Below are 17,460 nucleotides of genomic sequence, written 5' to 3'. Positions count from 1 at the left end.
CCACGTCACGGCATATTCCCCGGGTTGCGGCGTAAACGCCTTACCCGGGCTACGGGTTACCGACAATCTGCGGTCCGGTAGCCCGGCTACGCGCAGCGCGAGCCGGGGGATTATCGGCTATTCTGCCGAAGCTCGCGCACCAGCGCCTCGGTCTGCTGCTGGTCGCGTAAACGAACAAAGCGAATGTGTTGATACTGCGGGTCCTGCATATCCGCCAGGTAACGCCGGCGATTGTTGCGCCAGGTTTTCAGCGTCCAGAGAATAATAGAGTCCCGGCTAAAGAAAGAGCGGCGGAAGGTTTCGCAATTGCCGGTGCCGGGCCACAGCTCCTGCCGTCGGCTTGCGCGTGAAGCCGCGCGACGGACCGCCTGGCGGATCGTGCGCCAGAAGCTGTAGTCCACCCACACCACCAGATCCACATCGCGCCATTTTACCGGGCGGCTGCGGTTATAGTTGCCGTCCAGCACCCAGCCGGGCGCGGCGAGCGCGGCGGCGAGTTTGGCGTAGAACTCATCGTCCGGCGTCCCTTGCCACTCGGGCAGCCAGTAGAGCACATCCATTTCAATATAAGGCAGTGACAGTTCCTGAGCCAGCCGACGCGCGAGGGTGGATTTGCCGACGCCGCTGGTCCCTACTACGTTGATTTTCATCGTGGTCTCTCGGGCAAAACGCGGGCGGAGAATAATAGCGCAATAACGTTAAAACGATGAGCAAAATTTCCCCATCATGCGCGAACGCCGAAAAGCTTCCGATCTCATTGATATTTAAGCAAGTGCTGTCCGCAAATCTTTTGCGTGCGTCCATTTTCCGATACGTGTAGGATTCTCCGCCATGCTCGCTTATCTCATTCCTCAGAATGATGAGAGAGCCAGCAGCACGAACCACTTCATGGACATTGACAGGAAAATAGCGACATCAATGAATACAAAACACTCTAGCGTGGCGGAGCAGCACGCTGCCAAACGCCACTGGCTGAACTCGCAGGAGTCGGGCTACCACAAGGCGATGGGCAACCGTCAGGTGCAGATGATTGCCATCGGCGGCGCGATTGGTACCGGCCTGTTCCTCGGCGCGGGCGCGCGCCTGCAGATGGCCGGACCGGCCCTGGCGCTGGTTTATCTGGTCTGCGGCCTCTTCTCGTTCTTTATCTTACGCGCGCTGGGCGAGCTGGTGCTTCATCGCCCCTCCAGCGGCAGCTTCGTCTCCTACGCCCGCGAGTTCCTCGGCGAAAAAGCGGCTTACGTTGCGGGCTGGATGTACTTTATCAACTGGGCGATGACCGGGATCGTCGATATCACCGCCGTCGCGCTGTATATGCACTACTGGGGCGCGTTTGGCGACGTTCCGCAGTGGGTCTTCGCCCTCGGCGCGCTGGCGATTGTCGGCACCATGAACATGATCGGCGTGAAATGGTTCGCCGAGATGGAGTTCTGGTTCGCGCTGGTGAAAGTTCTGGCGATCGTCGCGTTTCTGGTGGTCGGGACTATTTTTCTTGGCAGCGGAAAGCCGCTGGATGGCAATGCCACCGGTTTCCACCTGATTACCGATAACGGCGGCCTGTTCCCGCACGGCCTGCTGCCGGCGCTGGTGCTGGTACAGGGGGTGGTGTTCGCCTTCGCCTCTATCGAACTGGTGGGTACCGCCGCTGGCGAGTGTAAAGATCCGCAGACCATGGTGCCGCGCGCCATTAACAGCGTTATCTGGCGTATTGGTCTGTTCTACGTTGGCTCCGTGCTGCTGCTGGTGCTGCTGCTACCGTGGAATGCCTATCAGGCCGGGCAGAGCCCATTTGTCACCTTCTTCTCGAAGCTGGGCGTGCCGTATATCGGCAGCGTGATGAATATCGTGGTGTTAACCGCCGCGCTCTCCAGCCTCAACTCCGGCCTCTACTGCACCGGGCGTATTCTGCGCTCCATGTCGATGGGCGGTTCGGCGCCGAAGTTTATGTCGAAAATGAGCCGCCACCACGTGCCCTACGCCGGGATTCTGGCTACGCTGGCGGTGTATGTCGTTGGGGTATTCCTCAACTACCTGGTGCCTTCGCAGGTATTTGAAATTGTCCTTAACGTCGCGTCGCTGGGGATTATCGCTTCATGGGGCTTTATTGTGGTGTGCCAGATGCGCCTGCGTAAGGCGATCAAGGAAGGCAAAGCGGCGGACGTTAGCTTCAAGATGCCGGGTGCGCCCTTCACCTCCTGGCTGACCCTGCTGTTCCTGCTTAGCGTGCTGGTATTAATGGCTTTCGATTATCCGAATGGGACTTATACCATCGGTTCGCTTCCGCTGATTGCCGTTTTGCTGGTCGCCGGCTGGTTTGGCGTGCGCAAGCGCGTGCATGACATTCATAGCACCGCGCCGAATATTGAAAAACAGCAATAAATCACTTTGCGGTTTGCCTCACCGGGCAAACCGCAACCGCACAACTTAATTATCTTCCACCAGCTGAGCCACATCGCTGCTGTTAATCTGGCGCTTATTGCCCGACTCATCAGTATAGCTGGTCATTCCGGTATCTTTATCCAGCTTCGGCTTGCCCTGCGTTACGATAGTCTGCCCGCTTTTTGTCGTCATGACATAGTTTGAGCTACAGCCCGCCAGAAGAGCCAGCATCGCGCCGGCGCAAACAACCATTAATGATTTTTTCATCTTTTCTCCAGGATTAATGCCACCGTCCCGCTTGCGCAGGAAAGCCGTAAGTTTATAGCCATTACATTTATCAGGCTAATAAGTGTTTGTAACAGAGGGTGATATCTGGATGGGTGCGGTTTTCGGGCAGACAGAAAACAGTGCATTTTGTAGGCCGGGTGAGGCGTAATCCGCCACCCGGCTGCAGTGCGAGCGCTCTGATGGCGGGAGAGGTTGCCCCCTCCCGTCAGGATCACAGCGCGATGCGGATAACGTCATCCGGCTGGGTCGCCTCTTTCTGACGCGTCGACTCCTGCTTCACGCTGACGTACAGCGTTTTACCATCGGCGGAGAGCGTCAGGCTGTTCGGATGAGTCGGCGTTTTGAAGGTCTTGACCACTTTGTAGGTCTTACCATCGATCACGCTCACTTCACCGGCTTTACGGTGCGTCACGTAGGCTTCATTGCGGGTCGGGTTAAACAGCACGGCCAGGGACTCCGGCGCGGCGATTTTCTCCAGCACTTTGCCATCGCGAATATCGACCACCAGCACTTCCGGCTGTTTACCGTCGGTGATAAAGGCGCGATGTCCGGCGGTATCCAGGCTCAGGTTGAGATAGAAGTGCTCTTTGCCATCATCCTGCAGCTTTTTACGCGACAGGATTTTGTTGCTGGTGCTGTCGATAGTCACCAGTTCCCCGTCGGCATTGGTGGTATAGATACGGTTCGCTTCCGCGTCCAGCGCCAGGCCGGTCGCCATTGCGCCAGTATTGGCGATGGTGTCTTTCAGCGTTAGCTTGTCGCCATCCACCACCCAAATCACGCTCTCTTTACCCAGCCCGGTGATGTAGACGGTGTTGGTTTTCTCATTGACCGCCAGCTCGCGCGGGGCCAGCGGACGTACGGTTTCGCTGCGCTGGCGGGCGTCAAGCACCAGACGCCCTTTCACTTTCCCGGTTTTAGCATCAATGGCGGTGACGGTGCTGTCGGTGGTGTTGCCAAACCACAGGGTCTGAGTGGCGTTATCGATCGTCGCGCCGAAGGGTTTCAGATCGTTATGAATAATCTGCGTGACTTCGAGAGTCGTCGGATCGAGACGGTAAACAATACCGCCTTTATCCAGCGAACGGCTTTGCGAGGTGGCCACCCACAGCGCATTCTCCTGCTGGCTATAGGCCATTTCGTATGCGCCCTTGCCGACGGCTTTGCGCAGCATTTCTTCCGCCGCGTGGGCGCTAAAGCTCCCCGCCAGCAGTAACGAAGTTAACAACAGTGAACGGCGCAGACGCGGCGCGGACAGATGACGTAATGACATGACGACTCCCTTTGATAAAACAAATATATGCCTGCTCGACAGTGCTTCCGGGGCGCAAAATCATCGCTTTGCGCTCTTCTTAGGAATGCGAATAGTAATCATTATTTATCGCAATGTGGAGCGTTAATTACCCGTAGCGTTCTCGACATCACGCAATTCTTGCTATTTGTTAACTCAAATTCCGTTAAGTCTTTTCAAAAAATTTACAAAAGAGCTAACATATATACATATGTTCCGTTTGGTTCGTTTTGTGAGTAACTTTGATGAAAATCCTTTCCGTGCGCGCCGCCGCGCTCCCCGCTCTGCTTTTGCCGCTGGTCTCCGCAGGGCCCACCGCTCTCGCCGCTGAACAGACCATGGTGGTTACCGCCGCGCCGTCGGCGGTTTCTGAACTCGATACCCCCGCCGCCGTTAGCGTGGTTAACGGCGATGAGATGCGCCAGGCCGCGCCGCGGGTAAACCTCTCCGAGTCGCTGGGCGCGGTACCGGGACTGCAGGTGCAAAACCGCCAGAACTACGCGCAGGATCTGCAGCTTTCGATTCGCGGCTTCGGGTCCCGCTCCACCTACGGCGTGCGCGGGCTGCGTATTTACGTCGACGGTATCCCGGCCACCATGCCCGATGGCCAGGGGCAAACCTCGAATATTGATATTGGCAGCCTCGATTCGCTCGAGGTGCTGCGCGGACCTTTTTCCGCCCTGTACGGTAACTCCTCCGGCGGGGTGATCAACGCCACCAGCCAGACCGGAAGCCAGCCGCCCACTATAGAAGCCAGCAGCTACTACGGCAGCTTTGGCACCTGGCATTACGGTATGAAAGCGACCGGCGCGGTGGGCGACGGCAGCCACGCGGGCGACGTCGACTACGTGGTTTCCACCAACCGCTTCACCACCCACGGCTCCCGCGACCATAGCGGCGCGCGTAAGAATCTCGCCAACGCGAAGCTCGGCGTGCGTATCAATGACGTCAGTAAGCTGACCCTGCTGTTTAACAGCGTGGATATTAAAGCTAATGACGCGGGCGGCCTGAGCTATGACGAATGGCAAAATAATCCGCGCCAGTCGCCAAGAGGCGATGAGTACAATACCCGCAAAACCATCAAACAAACCCAGGCCGGTTTACGCTACGAGCGACAGCTGAGCGAGCAGGACGATCTGAGCGTGATGATGTACGCCGGTGAACGTGAAACCACGCAATATCAGTCGATTCCTCGCGCGCCGCAGCTCAAACCCACCCATGCTGGCGGCGTTATCGACCTGACGCGTCACTACCAGGGAATTGATACCCGCTGGACCCACCGCGGCGAGCTGCTGGTGCCGGTCACCTTTACCACCGGTCTTGATTACGAAACCATGAGCGAGCGCCGCAAAGGTTACGAAAACTTTGTTATGAGCAACGGCGCGCCGCAGTACGGTGAAAAGGGAGACCTTCGCCGCAACGAGCGTAACCTGATGTGGAACGTCGATCCCTATCTGCAAACCCAGTGGCAGCTCACCGAGAAACTCTCTCTGGACGCGGGCGTGCGCTACAGCTCGGTTTGGTTCGATTCCAACGATTATTACATTACGCCGGGCAACGGCGATGACAGCGGCGAGGCCAGCTATCATAAATGGCTGCCGGCAGGATCGCTGAAATATGCGGTAACCGACGCGTGGAACGTCTACGTCTCCGCCGGCCGCGGTTTCGAAACGCCGACCATCAATGAGCTTTCCTATCGCTCCGGCGACCAGGGCGGGCTGAACTTTGGCCTGCAGCCGTCCACCAACGAAACCGTTGAAATTGGCAGCAAGGCGCGTATCGGCAACGGCCTGTTGACCGCCGCGCTGTTCCAGACCGACACCGACAATGAGATTGTCGTCGACGCCAGCAGCGGCGGGCGTACCAGCTACAAAAACGCCGGGAAAACCCGTCGCCAGGGGATGGAGCTGGGGCTGGATCAGCAGTTCGGCGAGAGCTGGCGTTTAAAAGCGGCCTGGACCTGGCTGGATGCGACCTATCGTACCAACGTCTGTGATGATGCCAGCTGTAAAGGCAATCGCATTCCGGGGATCGCCCGCAACATGGGCTATGCCTCCTTTGGCTACCAGCCCGAAAAAGGCTGGTACGCGGGCAGCGATATTCGCTATATGAGCGATATTATGGCTAACGATGAGAACACCGCCAAAGCCCCATCCTGGACGGTGGTCGGCCTGACGACCGGCTATAAATGGAGCTACGGCAAAATGGATATGGATCTGTTTGGCCGCGTCGATAACCTGTTTGACCGCAGCTACGCGGGCTCGGTTATCGTTAACGAATCCAACGGCCGCTACTACGAACCGGCGCCGGGCCGTAATTACGGTATCGGTCTAAATCTGGCATGGCGGTTTGAGTAACGCTTAATTGCGGGACCTCAACGGGATCGCTCGCAGGATCCTGTTGAGGGTTAGCCGTGGATGCTCGATGGCGTTAAATCACGTTTCTTAACGACAATTCGAAAATGATCTTTTCCGCCTGGCAGGAGAAGGCAATCGAAGCCTCAAGCTTTGCCTCATCGCCGGCGGCCACGATGGTATAGTCGACCTGCGGCGGCTCGCTGGCGGGCGCGGCGGCCAGGGCACGTTCGCGGACGGCCGCGATGGTGGACTCGGCCTCTTCGCGGCTGGCGAAGTTTTTCTCTACCCGCCAGACGCAGTCCTCATTATCAATAATCGAGCCCACGTCAATGGCGCAGCCTTTGGTACTGCATTTATCTACAACATCTTTCATTGCGGTTACCTCTTGAAGTTTTCTTTAGAATAAGAATCCGTTGGCGGAAAGCAAACCATGAATATTTGTATGGTTGAGTCGTTTTATCATTATAGGCCTCCGCGAGAAGCGACTTTTTGCGCCACCGCATGGCTACCCCCTGATTGCGCAAGGATCAGGCAGATAGATTGGCAAGGCGTCGCGCGATATCGGCGCTCAATCGTGCACGTCATCACACTATCCTGCGCTAAGCCTCGTCTATACCGCTTTACGGCGTTACCCTTGTCACAAAATAACGCCAACAAGGAGCTGCTATGGCACTGCCAGTGATTATCGATTGCGATCCGGGTCATGATGACGCGATTGCCCTCGTTCTTGCCCTCGCCTCACCCGAACTCAATGTTAAAGCCGTCACCTCTTCCGCGGGAAATCAGACCCCGGACAAAACCCTGCGCAACGTCCTGCGGATGCTCACCCTGCTTAAGCGCCCGGATATTCCGGTAGCCGGCGGCGCGCTCAAGCCGTTGATGCGGGAGCTGATTATCGCCGATAACGTGCATGGCGAGAGCGGTCTTGACGGTCCGGCGCTGCCGGAACCGGGCTTTGCCGCCCAGACGTTCACCGCCGTCGAGCTGATGGCCAAAACCCTGCGCGACAGCGCCGAGCCGGTCACCATCGTCGCAACCGGCCCGCAAACCAACGTCGCCCTGCTGCTCAACAGCCACCCTGAACTGCATGCCAAAATTGCCCGCATCGTGATAATGGGCGGTGCGATGGTGCTGGGTAACTGGCAGCCGGCGGTCGAGTTTAATATCTACGTCGACCCGGAAGCGGCGGAGATCGTTTTCCAGTCCGGCATTCCGGTGGTGATGGCCGGGTTAGACGTCACCCATAAAGCGCAAATTCACGTTGAGGATATTGAGCGCTTCCGCCGCATTGGCAACCCGATATCCACCATCGTCGCCGAACTGCTCGACTTCTTCCTTGAGTACCATAAGGATGAGAAATGGGGCTTTGTCGGCGCGCCGCTGCACGACCCGTGCACCATTGCCTGGCTGCTGAAGCCGGAGATGTTTACCACCGTTGAACGCTGGGTCGGCGTGGAAACGCAGGGGAAATATACCCAGGGAATGACCGTGGTCGATTTCTACAATCTGACCGGCAGGAAGCCGAACGCAACGGTGATGCTCGATGTCGATCGCCAGGCGTTTGTTGACCTGCTGGCGGAGCGGCTGGCGTTTTACGCGTAAATCATCATAAAACCGGCAGGCGCGATGCCTGCCGGGAAAAAGCTACTCGTCAGGAGAGACGCGAACCACCACTTTACCGAAGTTCTCGCCCTTCAGCAGACCGATGAGCGCCTGCGGCGCGTTCTCCAGGCCGTCAACCACCTGCTCGCGGTATTTGATTTTCCCTGCCTGCACCCAGCGCCCCATCTCCTGCTGGAACTCGGCAATCCGGTGCCCGTAATCCTGGCCGATAATAAAGCCCTGCATACGGATGCGTTTTTTGAGGATTGTCGCCATCAGCAGCGGTAAACGATCCGGGCCGTCGGGCAGCGAGGTGGCATTGTAGCCGCTGACCAGGCCGCAAACCGGCACGCGGGCCGAGGTGTTCAGCAGCGGCAGTACTTCATCAAACACTTTCCCACCGACGTTCTCATAGTAGATATCGATCCCCTGCGGGCAGGCTTCAAGCAGTTTGACGGCGAAATCGGGCGCGCGGTGATCGATGCAGGCGTCGAAGCCGAGGGTTTCTACCGCATAGCGGCACTTCTCGCTGCCGCCCGCGATGCCCACCGTACGGCAGCCTTTCAGCTTCGCAATCTGTCCGACCGTTGCGCCAACCGGCCCGGTGGCGGCGGCGACCACCAGCGTTTCGCCCGCTTTCGGCTGACCAATATCCAGCAGCCCCATATAGGCCGTAAAGCCCGGCATGCCGAGGATCCCCAACGCCCAGGAAGGGTGTTCCGGGCTCTCGCCTAACTTCACCAGCCCGCTGCCGTCGGAGAGTTCATAATCCTGCCAGCCGCCGTAGCCCAGCACCCAGTCGCCGGGCTGATAATCATCATGGTTCGATGTCACGACGCGGCTCACGGTGCCGCCCACCATCACCGCGCCAACGGCGACCGGCGGCGAATAGGAAGGAGCGTCGCTCATCCGCCCGCGCATATAGGGATCTAAAGACAGAAAGACGGTGCGCAGCAGTAGCTGTCCCGGCCCGGGAGAAGCGACCTCACCCTCTTCCAGGCGGAAGTTTTCCCCGGTCGGCTCGCCGTGCGGACGGGATGCCAGCAGCCAGCGGCGGTGGCGTTGCGGATTGAAAGCCATAACAAACTCCTCTTTTGACAAGTCTGTATTGAGGCTAGCTGCTTTCCCGGCAACGCGCATTGACATTATGAGGCAGATTGATTGAGCCGGACCACCAGATAGATGCAGGGCTGCGTGGTTTCATTAATAAAGCGGCAGTCGTTCGGCGGCCCGAGCTCCAGGCAATCCCCCGCCTGCATTTCGTGGCGCGCGTTGCCTTCGAGAAAGACCAGTTCGCCCTGCTGTAGCCAGATGAGTTGCCGGGCCAGCGCATAGGATGACGCGGGCATAGGAACGTCGCTGCCAGCCGGAAGTTCCACCTGCACCAGATCGATAGGCAGGTCGCTACGCGGGGAAACGTGACGCCGAAGATAGTGGCTCTGCGGATCGTGCCACACCGGCTGATGAGCAAAACGCAGCAGCTTGCCTTCCTGCATCTCCGCCCTGGCGATCAGCGTCGACATGCTAATGCCGAAGGCGCCGGAAAGTCGTCCAAGCATCGACGCCGTCGGGCTGCTTTCGCCGCGCTCGATCTTGTGGATCATCGCCCGCGACGCCCCAGCCCGCTCGGCGAGTTCGCTGAGCGACCAGCCGCGGGATTCCCGCTCGATTCGGATGCGTGCGCTGATGCGCTGGTTGAGGTTGTCTTCTATAGTATTCATAACGTGACACTATAGTGTAGCCCTACTGTTTCTACAACCAGACGCCGATAGCGGCGATTATCGTGAAAAGGCCCGGCGTAATACACCGCCGGGCAAGGCAGAAAAGGATGCAATCCGTTAACTAAAGCACCCTCAAGACCATAAATGAAAAGAAAATGCCCGTCAGATAAAGACGCGCAGCCCCACTGCGCCGAGATTGTCGTCAATATTCCACGCTTCATTATCGTTGCCCCAGGCTTTTTCGTAGCCGTATTCAAGATAAGTCACCGCGTTTTTCCCCAGCCAGTAATCGGTGCCTAATACCGTCGACTGGAAGTGCTGCCCCTCCATCGCATCGCCGCCCTGCGACCAGTTAAAATCAACGTACATGCTCCAGGCCGGGGTGATTTTAAATTGCGAGTCATATTCCAGACCGAGAACCGTTTCCTGGTCATCCCCCTGCTGGTTATTATGTTCGTAATGGCCGCTGGTCGCCGCTGTAACATCATTCACTTTATTGAGGTAATAAGTCACTTCCGCGCCGTTATACCAGGCATGATCGCCAACGCTTGTCGTATATTTCGCGTTCATACCCATGCTATAAGTATTGCCGTCATAGGCATCGCCGTTATTATCGGTGTAATTAAAACAGTGGCCATTAGGGCCAAAATTCTGGCAGCCGCTGACTGACCCGCTATTTACCGTGTAATTGTTATACGCCACCGCGCTGGAGACGGAGAAGCCGTTATCCCAACGGTACTGCGCGGCAACCGCGGCGCCGCCGTGAACGGTGGCTGAACCATCGCGGTAAGCGTCATGCAGGTTCGGCCCATCGCCGTAGGCCGCAAAGCCGATGCTGTCGACGTTGTCATTGCCTTGCCCCATGACGCCAATCGTCATATTTTTATCATTGTAATAATAGATTGCCGCGGAATTAATAATATCCGTCGACATTCCGGCGGTATCATGTTTCGCTTTACCGCCCCAGGCATAAGTCGTATCAATACCCAGCCCCCAGTCCGTGGGAGCATACTGTTTGCCGAAGGTCACCACGCCATAGCGGTCATTGCCAATACCGGCATAAACCTGCCGGGTATAAACATCATTTCCCTGGTCATCGGTGGCGGAATCTAAACCATGAACGCCGGTCTCATAATAACCGACGGCATAATTACTCAGGCCGTTCAGGTCAAAATTATGCCGCACGGCAACCCCCAGCCGCGAGTCATTATTCTGTATATTATGTTCCTGAGTATGATTAGAGTCCGTTTTGGCCATTAAACGTACGGATCCTAAAATACCGATTGCCGTATCGTCATTGCTCCACAGCGTCTCCCCTTTAGTCTGCGTCGCGGTATAAGCCGGTGCCGCCTGTAGCGCGGTGGTTTCAGCCGCCATAGCGGAATTGCCCAATATAGCCCCCATGGCCATTGCCAATATTGACGGCATTAATTTCTTCATATTTTGTGTACGCGCCATTGCTTCACCCTTGTTAGCAAAATCATTCCCTGCGTATAAATACGCATAATAGTGTAAACAGAATATCGTTATATAAATCCAACAGAGCCACATTGAATAACTTCTCGACATGCACTCTGCTTAACCGAAATATATCTTCAGGGGTTAGACTAGTTCTATTGGGTGAAAATAAAAAGCGGACTGCCATCACAATGATTTACATCATCACCAATATAATCAAGGAGTTATGATAAAAGTAATTTCTTTTCTGCATGTCAGGAAAATCCAAATCCGGTAAATAAAAATGTAAGATATGACGGCAGATTAACAGTAATATATTTAATAAATCCTCCAATCATGAAATATAAATACGAATGATGTTTCTGCGAAGGCAAGCCAGGGTCGCGCAGTCATCGCACACAACGGACCCGGCCGGCCAGAGGAAAAATTTATGGCCAAAACAGATGACAGCCTTGCGTACATTATTGTAATAATATCGTACTACTATAGTGTACAAGCCTGAGGGTTACCATGAGCATCCGCCATGCCAGCAAAGATGATTGCGCGGCAATCGCTGAAATCTACAACCATGCGGTCGTCCATACCGCCGCCATCTGGAACGACAAAACCGTCGATACCGACAACCGTATTGCCTGGTTCGAAGCCCGGCAGATAGCCGGTTATCCCGTGCTGGTGAGCGAAGAAAACGGGGTGATTACCGGTTACTCCTCCTTCGGCGACTGGCGCGCCTTTGACGGCTTTCGCCACACCGTCGAACATTCCGTCTATGTCCACCCCGATCATCAGGGGAAAGGGCTGGGCCGCAGCCTGCTCGTCGCCCTTATCGCCGAGGCGAAACGGCTGAATAAACACGTCATGGTCGCCGGCATTGAAGCGCAAAACGAGGCTTCATTGCATCTGCATGAAACGCTGGGCTTTATCACCACCGGGCAGATGCCGCAGGTCGGCACGAAATTTGGCCGCTGGCTGGATCTGACCTTTATGCAGCTGCAGCTTGACGATCGCCGCGATCCGGACGGCAGCGCATGAATCAAACGCTGACCCTGGCCTGTTTAATCGCCGCTGGCGTCGGGCTGGTGCTGCAAAACACGCTGATGGTGCGCATTACCCAGTCCGCATCGACCATCCTGATCGCCATGCTGCTTAACTCGCTGGTCGGCATCGTGATTTTCGTGACAATACTGCTGCTTAAGCACGGCGCGGCGGGGTTTCAGGAGCTGGCAGTCAGCGTAAAGTGGTGGACGCTCATTCCCGGTCTGCTGGGCTCGTTCTTTGTCTTTGCCAGCATCAGCGGCTATCAGAACGTCGGGGCGGCAACCACGATTGCGGTATTGATTGCCAGCCAGCTGGTTGGGGGCTTAGTGATAGATCTGATTCGCGCGCACCACGTCCCGCTACGCGCGCTGGTTGGCCCGCTCTGCGGGGCGGTGATGCTGGTTATCGGCGCCTGGCTGGTGGCCAGGCGCCAGTTCTAGCGGCGTAACTAGTGAATCTCGCCGCCGCGGGTCAGCTGCTCCCGGCGAGCTTCCTGCTCCTCGTGCTGCTGGCGGCCGTGGTGGGCGATGGCGTTACGCAAACGCTGCTGCTGAACGTAGCGCTCTTCCCGCCCCAGCCCCGCGTCATCGCTCAGCGCGATCAGCAGTTCATTCATATGGCTAATAACGCTTTCGGCAATCGCGGCGTCCACGCGCGCGACGACCTCATCCAGATGCGACATGCTTCTCTCCTTCCGGCTTAATTGAGTTTAACTTTGGAAAAATCGCTGCCCATCAGGCTCACGCTGTAGCCGCTCACGTTGCTGCGCGTCGCGTAGAAGGTGTTACCGGTCGCCAGGGTGATCCAGGGGGCCTGCTGCTGAAAAATCTCCTGCGCCTGAGCGTAGAGTCCGGCGCGCGCCTGCGGGTCGCTGACCAGGATAGCCTTTTTCACCAGCGCATCGTAGGATTTATCGCACCAGCGGGCAACGTTAGAGCCGGTTTTAATGTTATCGCAGCTTAACAGGGTGCCGGCGAAGTTATCCGGATCGCCATTATCAGACATCCAGCCAAACAGCGCGCTGTCGTGCTCGCCTTTGCGCATGCCGGCGAGGTATTCACCCCATTCATAAGTAACGATTTTGGCTTTGATCCCAACCTTGCTCCAGTCATTTTGAATCATCTCGGCAATACGTCGGGAATTGGGGTTATACGGCCGCTGCACCGGCATCGACCACAGGGTGACCTCGGCCCCTTTTTCCAGCCCGGCCTGCTTAAGGAGATCTTTCGCTTTTTGCGGATCGTAGTCGTAATCAGGCAGATCTTTCTTATAGCCCAGCATATTGGCGGGGATCGGCGATTTCGCGACGCTGCCGGAGTCCAGGAAGACCGCTTTCACGATTGCCTGCTTGTCGGTAGCGTAGTTCAGCGCCTGGCGCACCAGTACGTTATCAAACGGCTTTTTCTCGGTATTAAAGGCCAGATAGCCAACGTTGAGCGCCTCAACCGCATGCAGCGCCAGATCTTTATTGCCCTTAATCACCGGGAACTGTACCGGCGACGGCGCGGGGATAATCTGGCATTCATTGGTTTGCAGCTTCGCCAGCCGCGTCTCAACGTTCGGTGTGATCGAGAAAATCAGGTGTTTGGTCGGCACGTCACCGTCCCAGTAGTGCGGGTTAGCGACATAGCGGATCAGCGAATCCGCTTTATATTGCTGCAGCGCGTAGGGTCCGGTACCAATAGGCCAGGTATCGACATACTCCGGGGTGCCTTTTTTCAGCATCGCATCGGCATATTCGGCAGACAGAATCGACGCAAAATCCATTCCCCAGTCGGCGAGGAACGCCGCGTTCGGCTCGTTCAGCACAAACTGCACGTGATAATCATCGATTTTTTTGACGTCTTTGATCAGCTTATCCAGCCCAACGTCGTGGAAGTATTCGTAATGTCCCTGGGAAACATTATGGTACGGATGGTTGGCATCTTTCTGCCGCAGCACCGAGAACAGCACATCATCGGCGTTGAAATCACGGGTCGGCTTGAAGTATTTGTTGCTGTTGAACTGCACGCCCTTACGCAGGGTGAAAGTCCAGGTTTTACCGTCCGGGGAGACGCGCCATTCGGTGGCCAGCGAGGGAATCGGCGTATTTTTGACCGGGTCAAAGTTTATCAGGCGGTTATAAAGCACCTGGGAACTGGCGACGAAAGATGGTCCCGAGCTGGCAATCTGCGGGTTGAAAGATTCCGGCGAAGCTTCGGAACAATAGACCAGCGTATCGTTGCCCGCCGCCCAGGCGCCTGCCGCCGGCAGTAGCGCGCTCAACGCCAGCGCAAGAAACGTTTTCCCTGTAGACATGGTTATAAGCCTTATGAATTTGTTATAAGTCCTTTAATAACAGCACAGGAGAATTCAACCGGCAAATAATCAATTGCTATCAGGTTATGCTAAAAACCGCGTTTTCGACGATAAATTCAACATCCTCTCAATTGGCGTCATCGAACTTCTTCATAAATGTGAACCCTGCGCAAAGTTACGAAAAAAGCGGGCGATAACCGCCCGACCGCCACCGCGCGGCGGCGCAACCCGATACACTCGGCAAATCGTAACGCCAGGAGAAGCCAATAATGACAATAACCTGCAATCTGTACACCAACGGCCAGTGGCATGATGCTGAAGGTCATGCCACCTTTACCCGCGATAATCCGCTCACGCACGAACGCGCCTCCGTTGCCAGCGCCGCCAGCCTGGCGGATGCCCGCCGCTGCGCCGCTGCCGCCGGCGCGGCGTTCCCGCAGTGGCGCGATACCGTACCCGCCGAGCGCCGACGCCTCCTGCTGGAGGCCGCGGAAGAGATGCTGCGCCGTGAGGCGAAATTTATCGCCGCGATGGCGGCGGAAACGGGAGCCACCGCGCACTGGGCCGGTTTTAACGTTCATCTGGCCGCCGATATCCTGCGCGAAGCCGCCGCCCTGACCACGCAAATTGAGGGCCAGGTGATCCCTTCCAACGTGCCGGGAAACCTGGCGTTGGGCATCCGCCAGGGCGCAGGCGTGGTGCTTGGCATGGCGCCGTGGAACGCGCCATTAATCCTCGCGACCCGCGCTATCGCCACGCCGCTGGCCTGCGGAAATACGGTTATCCTCAAAGGCGCGGAGCTTTCACCGGCGACCCAGGGGCTGATTATCGATGCCCTGGCGGCGGCAGGCTTTCCCGCGGGCGTGGTCAATTATCTGACCTGCGCCCCCGCCGACGCGCCTGCGCTGGTGGAGTTACTGATTGCCCACCCCGCCGTACGCCGCATCAATTTCACCGGCTCCACGCCGGTGGGACGGATAATCGCCCGCACCTGCGGCGAACATCTGAAACCCGCGGTGCTGGAACTCGGCGGCAAAGCGCCGCTGCTGGTGCTGGATGACGCCGATCTCGAACAGGCCGCCGCAGGCGCAATTTTTGGCGCATTCGCCAACGCCGGACAAATCTGCATGTCCACCGAGCGCATCATCGTTGACGCGACCGTCGCGGAAGCGTTTGTGGCGCAGCTGGCCAGACGCGCCGCCGCCCTGCCCGCCAGCCTGCTCGGCCCGGTGGTGGACATGAAGACCGTCACCCGCTGCAATGCCTTGATAGAGGACGCGCTGGCGAAGGGGGCGCGCCTGCTGGCCGGCGGCCTATCCGATTCGACGCAAATGCGCGCCACCCTGCTTGATGGCGTCACCCGGGAAATGCGCATCTGGCATGAAGAGTCGTTCGGTCCGGTGAAATCGATTATTCGCGTTAAGGACGAAGCCGAAGCGCTGGCCGTCGCCAATGAAAGCGAATATGGCCTCTCGTCGGCGATATACAGCCGGGACAGCGCCAGGGCGTGGAACCTGGCGCAAAATCTGCAAACCGGCATTTGCCACATCAACGGCCCCACCGTACACGACGAAGCGCAAATGCCGTTTGGCGGCTGCAAATCGTCAGGCTACGGCCGCTTTGGCGGACGCGCGGGAATTGCCGAGTTTACCGAGCTACGCTGGATAACGCTGCAAACGGTCCCGCGCGAGCTCCCGTTTTAAGCCTCAGGGCTGCCAGCGGTTATTGAATTCCCACAGGCGATTGAAGGCAAGATCATCAAGCTGCCGTTCTGCGGAAGTGTTGCCGCGGAACGGCCGGGCGGTGGTGGCCGCAGCGCCCCAGGGGGAAAGCCGATCGTAGCTTTGATCGATAGTACTGTTGGCAATAAGCACCTGCCCGTTAGCGGTTTTACCCGCTAAATAACCGGTCTTCCCCGCCCCCTGATCCCAGGCGCGGCCCAGCTTCGCCTTGAAGTTGCCCTGATAGCCGCCGTCACCGGTAAAGCGGCTATTCTTCACCAGAAAGCCGTATGGATTATCCGGCAACGTATTCGGCGCAAGCACGTATGCCTCGGGCGAGCGGCGCGTTGAGACGGTGTGAAAATGGACGTTATCAAAAACGGCGTTCGCCCGGCCAAAGACGTAGTCCACATCCCCTTCGACGTAGCTGTCTTTCACGTATACCCGGCTGATACGGTCGGTTACCGCCTCATTGCGCCGATTGCTGGTATTTACGTAGAGCGTGTCCTGACGTCCGAGCAGGCGGACGTTCTCCAGCTGCACGCGATCGCCGTCCGTCCGCAGCGCCACGCCCTGATGCGTCCCACCGTCGACGGTATCCAGCAGGCTATTGGCTACGCTGAGATTCAGCAGCTGAAAATCCGCACTTTGCGACCAGACCACCGACGCGCAGTTGGTGCCTATCGTCTTGCTGGTTCGCCCGGCGCACAGCGCATACTGATACCATGCCGGATCGCCTTCGCGGTATTGCTGTTGGCTATTTACCCGCTGGCGATAGCGCGCTACCGAGAGCTGCGAGTCTATTGCCAGCTCAATTCTCACCTCTTCAGGACTATCTCCGGCGCCGTAGAGGGTTATCGGCGGCGCGCCTTCAGGGATATAGACCGTCTCCCGATAGATGCCCGGTTCGATGCGGATATAGATGCGCGCCTCCTGCGCCCCATGCTGGTCTATTGCCGCGTTAACCGCCTGCTGAATGCGGGTGAACGGCGCTCCCGACGGCGCCACGCGCCACGCACTCTCGGTTTGCGGGAGGTGAACTGGCGATGGCGACCAGGGGCCATCGGGGGCACTTAACGCGCCGCCTTGCGCAAAATAGCGCTCAATGGTGAAGGTTGCCGCTTCTGCCGCAGTAAGCTGCGGACGGGAGGTCGTCCCGCGCGGAGTTTGCGTCGCGCACCCTTGCAGAAGCAGCGGTGTAAAGAGTAAAGCCGAGATACCCAGGATAGTGATTTTTCGCATTTCACGCTCGCCATGAATAAAAGAAACCATATATCAAAATAAATGAAATATAGTTTCTTTTTATATGC

General features: G+C 57.3%; 16 protein-coding genes. 6 read left to right on the top strand and 10 right to left on the bottom strand.

Going from position 1 to position 17,460, the window contains the following annotated elements; all coding sequences use genetic code 11:
* Positions 1-110 precede the first annotated feature (110 nt).
* The gene (locus tag ABLU88_RS22605) at positions 111-650 is read right to left on the bottom strand and encodes an AAA family ATPase (RefSeq protein WP_004850644.1); all 540 of its coding nucleotides are present in this window, start codon (positions 648-650) and stop codon (positions 111-113) included.
* 268 nt (positions 651-918) lie between these two features.
* Between ABLU88_RS22605 and ansP the strand changes: the two genes are divergently transcribed.
* Entirely contained in the window at positions 919-2,379 is a 1,461-nt protein-coding gene (ansP, locus tag ABLU88_RS22600; protein ID WP_025107878.1) for an L-asparagine permease, read from the top strand.
* Between the two features lie 45 nt (positions 2,380-2,424).
* Here ansP and ABLU88_RS22595 read toward each other — a convergent pair whose 3' ends face one another.
* Both ABLU88_RS22595 and ABLU88_RS22590 read right to left on the bottom strand, forming a co-directional pair.
* The gene (locus ABLU88_RS22595; RefSeq protein ID WP_009652277.1) at positions 2,425-2,646 is read right to left on the bottom strand and encodes a YgdI/YgdR family lipoprotein; all 222 of its coding nucleotides are present in this window, start codon (positions 2,644-2,646) and stop codon (positions 2,425-2,427) included.
* Between the two features lie 232 nt (positions 2,647-2,878).
* On the bottom strand, positions 2,879-3,940 hold the full coding sequence (locus ABLU88_RS22590) for a YncE family protein (RefSeq protein WP_014229249.1): 1,062 nt from the start codon (positions 3,938-3,940) through the stop codon (positions 2,879-2,881).
* Between the two features lie 263 nt (positions 3,941-4,203).
* Between ABLU88_RS22590 and pqqU the strand changes: the two genes are divergently transcribed.
* The gene (pqqU, locus tag ABLU88_RS22585) at positions 4,204-6,315 is read left to right on the top strand and encodes a TonB-dependent receptor PqqU (protein WP_048262993.1); all 2,112 of its coding nucleotides are present in this window, start codon (positions 4,204-4,206) and stop codon (positions 6,313-6,315) included.
* 73 nt (positions 6,316-6,388) lie between these two features.
* Here pqqU and ABLU88_RS22580 read toward each other — a convergent pair whose 3' ends face one another.
* Positions 6,389-6,688: a DUF406 domain-containing protein gene (locus tag ABLU88_RS22580; RefSeq protein ID WP_025107880.1), complete on the bottom strand. Its 300-nt coding sequence runs from the start codon at positions 6,686-6,688 to the stop codon at positions 6,389-6,391.
* A 293-nt stretch (positions 6,689-6,981) separates the two neighbouring features.
* Here ABLU88_RS22580 and rihA point away from each other — a divergent pair, with 293 nt between their 5' ends.
* Positions 6,982-7,917, top strand: a complete 936-nt coding sequence (rihA, locus tag ABLU88_RS22575; RefSeq protein ID WP_064358447.1) for a pyrimidine-specific ribonucleoside hydrolase RihA — start codon at positions 6,982-6,984, stop codon at positions 7,915-7,917.
* 42 nt (positions 7,918-7,959) lie between these two features.
* Here the strand turns inward: rihA and ABLU88_RS22570 are convergent, their stop codons facing one another.
* The 3 genes from ABLU88_RS22570 to ABLU88_RS22560 all read right to left on the bottom strand — a co-directional run bounded on the left by ABLU88_RS22570 (position 7,960) and on the right by ABLU88_RS22560 (position 11,096).
* Positions 7,960-8,997, bottom strand: coding sequence for an NADP-dependent oxidoreductase (locus tag ABLU88_RS22570; RefSeq protein ID WP_049071393.1), 1,038 nt, complete (start codon positions 8,995-8,997; stop codon positions 7,960-7,962).
* Positions 8,998-9,062: 65 nt separating this feature from the next.
* Entirely contained in the window at positions 9,063-9,638 is a 576-nt protein-coding gene (locus ABLU88_RS22565) for an XRE family transcriptional regulator (protein ID WP_025107883.1), read from the bottom strand.
* A 162-nt stretch (positions 9,639-9,800) separates the two neighbouring features.
* Positions 9,801-11,096, bottom strand: a complete 1,296-nt coding sequence (locus tag ABLU88_RS22560; protein WP_348838022.1) for a porin — start codon at positions 11,094-11,096, stop codon at positions 9,801-9,803.
* Between the two features lie 510 nt (positions 11,097-11,606).
* Here ABLU88_RS22560 and ABLU88_RS22555 point away from each other — a divergent pair.
* Together ABLU88_RS22555 and ABLU88_RS22550 are read left to right on the top strand one after the other, a co-directional pair.
* Positions 11,607-12,125 carry a GNAT family N-acetyltransferase gene (locus ABLU88_RS22555; protein ID WP_014838395.1) on the top strand — a complete coding sequence of 173 codons (519 nt, stop codon included), beginning with the start codon at positions 11,607-11,609 and terminating at the stop codon, positions 12,123-12,125.
* Positions 12,122-12,571, top strand: a complete 450-nt coding sequence (locus ABLU88_RS22550; RefSeq protein ID WP_025107886.1) for a DMT family transporter — start codon at positions 12,122-12,124, stop codon at positions 12,569-12,571. The genes ABLU88_RS22555 and ABLU88_RS22550 overlap by 4 nt, the downstream gene beginning before the upstream one ends.
* A gap of 8 nt (positions 12,572-12,579) precedes the next feature.
* On the opposite strand, the gene ABLU88_RS22545 is transcribed toward ABLU88_RS22550, so the two are convergent.
* Positions 12,580-12,813 (bottom strand): DUF2526 family protein, encoded by a 234-nt coding sequence (locus ABLU88_RS22545; protein ID WP_014229241.1) that lies wholly within the window; start codon positions 12,811-12,813, stop codon positions 12,580-12,582.
* Between the two features lie 17 nt (positions 12,814-12,830).
* The gene (locus tag ABLU88_RS22540; protein ID WP_032749210.1) at positions 12,831-14,429 is read right to left on the bottom strand and encodes an ABC transporter substrate-binding protein; all 1,599 of its coding nucleotides are present in this window, start codon (positions 14,427-14,429) and stop codon (positions 12,831-12,833) included.
* Between the two features lie 269 nt (positions 14,430-14,698).
* Between ABLU88_RS22540 and ABLU88_RS22535 the strand changes: the two genes are divergently transcribed.
* Positions 14,699-16,132, top strand: a complete 1,434-nt coding sequence (locus tag ABLU88_RS22535; protein WP_025107888.1) for an aldehyde dehydrogenase — start codon at positions 14,699-14,701, stop codon at positions 16,130-16,132.
* A 3-nt stretch (positions 16,133-16,135) separates the two neighbouring features.
* Here the strand turns inward: ABLU88_RS22535 and ABLU88_RS22530 are convergent, their stop codons facing one another.
* Positions 16,136-17,392 (bottom strand): putative acyl-CoA thioester hydrolase, encoded by a 1,257-nt coding sequence (locus ABLU88_RS22530; protein WP_348838018.1) that lies wholly within the window; start codon positions 17,390-17,392, stop codon positions 16,136-16,138.
* Between the last annotated feature and the right edge of the window lie 68 nt (positions 17,393-17,460).

The organism is Klebsiella sp. GW_Kp182 (assembly GCF_040062275.1).
Lineage (GTDB): Bacteria > Pseudomonadota > Gammaproteobacteria > Enterobacterales > Enterobacteriaceae > Klebsiella > Klebsiella michiganensis.
The sequence above is the reverse complement of the archived record's forward strand: the minus strand, read 5'-3'. Positions and strand labels throughout refer to the sequence as shown.

Coding starts and splice junctions, on each gene's coding strand:
- ABLU88_RS22605 (WP_004850644.1), bottom strand. CDS start 650: ATGAAAATCAACGTAGTAGGGACCAGCGGCGTCGGCAAATCCACCCTC.
- ansP (WP_025107878.1), top strand. CDS start 919: ATGAATACAAAACACTCTAGCGTGGCGGAGCAGCACGCTGCCAAACGC.
- ABLU88_RS22595 (WP_009652277.1), bottom strand. CDS start 2,646: ATGAAAAAATCATTAATGGTTGTTTGCGCCGGCGCGATGCTGGCTCTT.
- ABLU88_RS22590 (WP_014229249.1), bottom strand. CDS start 3,940: ATGTCATTACGTCATCTGTCCGCGCCGCGTCTGCGCCGTTCACTGTTG.
- pqqU (WP_048262993.1), top strand. CDS start 4,204: ATGAAAATCCTTTCCGTGCGCGCCGCCGCGCTCCCCGCTCTGCTTTTG.
- ABLU88_RS22580 (WP_025107880.1), bottom strand. CDS start 6,688: ATGAAAGATGTTGTAGATAAATGCAGTACCAAAGGCTGCGCCATTGAC.
- rihA (WP_064358447.1), top strand. CDS start 6,982: ATGGCACTGCCAGTGATTATCGATTGCGATCCGGGTCATGATGACGCG.
- ABLU88_RS22570 (WP_049071393.1), bottom strand. CDS start 8,997: ATGGCTTTCAATCCGCAACGCCACCGCCGCTGGCTGCTGGCATCCCGT.
- ABLU88_RS22565 (WP_025107883.1), bottom strand. CDS start 9,638: ATGAATACTATAGAAGACAACCTCAACCAGCGCATCAGCGCACGCATC.
- ABLU88_RS22560 (WP_348838022.1), bottom strand. CDS start 11,096: ATGGCGCGTACACAAAATATGAAGAAATTAATGCCGTCAATATTGGCA.
- ABLU88_RS22555 (WP_014838395.1), top strand. CDS start 11,607: ATGAGCATCCGCCATGCCAGCAAAGATGATTGCGCGGCAATCGCTGAA.
- ABLU88_RS22550 (WP_025107886.1), top strand. CDS start 12,122: ATGAATCAAACGCTGACCCTGGCCTGTTTAATCGCCGCTGGCGTCGGG.
- ABLU88_RS22545 (WP_014229241.1), bottom strand. CDS start 12,813: ATGTCGCATCTGGATGAGGTCGTCGCGCGCGTGGACGCCGCGATTGCC.
- ABLU88_RS22540 (WP_032749210.1), bottom strand. CDS start 14,429: ATGTCTACAGGGAAAACGTTTCTTGCGCTGGCGTTGAGCGCGCTACTG.
- ABLU88_RS22535 (WP_025107888.1), top strand. CDS start 14,699: ATGACAATAACCTGCAATCTGTACACCAACGGCCAGTGGCATGATGCT.
- ABLU88_RS22530 (WP_348838018.1), bottom strand. CDS start 17,392: ATGCGAAAAATCACTATCCTGGGTATCTCGGCTTTACTCTTTACACCG.